At 75.5% G+C, this 2,302-nt stretch carries 3 protein-coding genes; all 3 read right to left on the minus strand.

The features are described from left to right. The coding region (locus HGA02_RS16850) for a biotin carboxylase N-terminal domain-containing protein (protein WP_281357210.1) at window positions 1-602 on the minus strand (602 nt) is incomplete at its 3' end. Then, window positions 599-1,273, minus strand: a complete 675-nt coding sequence (locus HGA02_RS16855) for an urea amidolyase associated protein UAAP2 (protein ID WP_168680312.1) — start codon at window positions 1,271-1,273, stop codon at window positions 599-601. The genes HGA02_RS16855 and HGA02_RS16850, both read right to left, overlap by 4 nt. 230 nt (window positions 1,274-1,503) lie before the next feature. Beyond that, a partial coding sequence (locus HGA02_RS16860) for an urea amidolyase associated protein UAAP1 (RefSeq protein ID WP_210728728.1) occupies window positions 1,504-2,302 on the minus strand: 799 nt, incomplete at its 5' end.

The following is a 2,302-nucleotide window of genomic DNA, read 5'->3' on the forward strand; positions in this document are numbered from 1 at the left end:
CGCCAGCGGTGCCAGCCCGCCGCAGAAGCCCGTCGCCGCAGGATCCGTCGTGCGCGGGGCGCGTCCGCACCTGGACGTCGCAGCAGCCCGATGCCGACGAGCACGATCCCGCCGCCACCCGCAGTCGCCTTGAGCATGACCGGGAAGCCGATCCGCGCCGCCTCCGCCTGCGCCTCGTCGAGGTCCGCCAGCAGACCCGTCCCGACGAGCATCGGCATGTCGACCGCCGCCGCGGCCGCACGAGCCGTGTGCTTCGCCCCGAACAGCTCGAGCTGGTCCGGCGTCGGCCCGACGAACGCGACCCCCGCCGCCTCCGCCGCGCGCGCGAACCCCGCGTTCTCCGACAGGAACCCGTAGCCCGGGTGGATCGCGCCCGCACCCGTCGCGAGCGCCGCCTCGACGATCGCGTCCGCGCGCAGGTACGACTGCGCCGCGGGCGCGGGGCCCAGACGGACCGCCGTGTCGGCCAGGTGCACGTGCGGGGCACCCGCGTCGGCGTCCGAGTAGACGGCCACCGTGCGCAGGCCCAGGTCGCGGGCCGTACGCAGGATGCGGACGGCGATCTCGCCGCGGTTCGCGACGAGGAGGGTGTCGAAGCTCATCGGGTCTGCTCCTGCTCGTCCGGGCGGCTCGGGTGCGTGACGACCATGCGGACGGGTGTCGGGTCGAAGCCGTTGCACGGGTTGTTGACCTGCGGGCAGTTCGAGACGACGACCAGCACGTCGCGCTCCGCCCGCAGCGACACCGCGAGCCCCGGCGCGGAGATGCCGTCGACGATCCCCAGCGCCCCGTCCGGGTCGACCGGCACGTTCATGTACCAGTTGATGTTCGACACGAGGTCCCGCTTGCCGAGCCCGTGCCGCCCGCCTTCCGCGAGGAAGTTCTCGACGCACGCGTGCTGCCCGCGGGTGTGGTGGCCGTAGCGCAGCGTGTTCGACTCCTGCGAGCACGCGCCGCCGAGCGTGTCGTGCCGGCCGCACGTGTCCGCGACCACCGTCATGAGCTCGCCGTGCTCGCAGTCGCGCAGCACCGACCCCGTGGTGAGGAACACCGAGTCCTGCGCCTGGATCGTGTCGGGCGCGCTGTACCGCAGCGACGTGTCGTGCGCGTCGTAGACGAGGAAGTCGACCGCCTGGTTGCCGCCGAGGTCGACGATCGTCAGGACGTCGCCGGCGGAGACGACCGCGGACCACGGCGCGCGGGCGGGGACGACCTCGTCGCGCAGCACCTCGCCGGCCGGGACGGGGTCGGCGCCCGTCGCCGTCGCGGTCACCGGGTCGGTCGCGACGCCGGCCGTCGGTCTCGTGGCGCTCGCGGTCGCGGTGCTCGCCCCCGCGGTGCTCGCGGTCGCGGTGCTCGCTCCGGCGGCGCTCTCTCCGGCGGCGCTCTTTCCGGCGGTGTTCGCTCCGGCGGTGCTCGACGCGGTCGGGCTCGCGGGGAAGGCGTCGGCGACGGCCGTGTCGGGCGTGCCGGTCGTGGGCGTGGTGGTCGGCGTGGTCGTGGTCATGCGATCCCCCGGGCGGTGAGGTCGGCGACGGTGTTGGTGAAGGCACGGCGGCCCTCGGGGGTGGCGGTCCACAGCGGGTCGTCGGGCGCGGTCGGGCGGCCGCTCCACGCGAGGACCTCGAGCGGCGACGACGTGAACTCGGGCCGCGGGTCGAGCGGGTGCGCGGTGTTCGCGACGAGCAGCAGCAGCGGCACCTCGGCGCGCAGCGTGACCGCCGCGCCAGGGCCGGCCGACCCGGTGAAGTGCGGGTGGCCCTCGTCGTCGACCCGGACGCCCTGGAAGAACGACACGCTCGGCGGCAGGTCGCGCCGCGTCAGACCGTGCTTCGCCGCCGCGAGCGCGAACAGCTCACGCCCGGCGGGCGACGGACCGTGCGCTTCGCCGTCGCCGTAGCGCTGCGCGTTGCGCGCGCGGGTCGTCGTGCCGAACAGCGCGTCCTGCCGCCCCGACGAGTCCTGCACGACCGACGCCAGCACGCGGCCCGCGTCGGACAGCAGCAGGTGCCCCGCCGTCAGGTAGACCTGCCACTGCACCTTGACGGTGTCCGCGACGTTGAGCCGCTCCCACGGCCGGTCCAGCCGGTAGGCGAGCACGTGCGCGCACGCGTCGCCGACCAGGTCGGTGAGCCGCACGTGCGTGCCGCGCGCGACTGCGAGGTGCGTGTACCCCCCGCCCGCGACGACCTCCGCGTGCACCAGGTCCGCCGGGTCGACGTCCGTCGGCGGGGTCGGCCAGGCGCTCGCGGGGAGGGTCGGCATCGCGTCGACGCGGCCGGCGGCGGCGGCCTCCTGGGCC

Origin of the sequence: Cellulomonas septica, from assembly GCF_012396155.1 — a bacterium.
Lineage (GTDB): Bacteria > Actinomycetota > Actinomycetes > Actinomycetales > Cellulomonadaceae > Cellulomonas > Cellulomonas septica.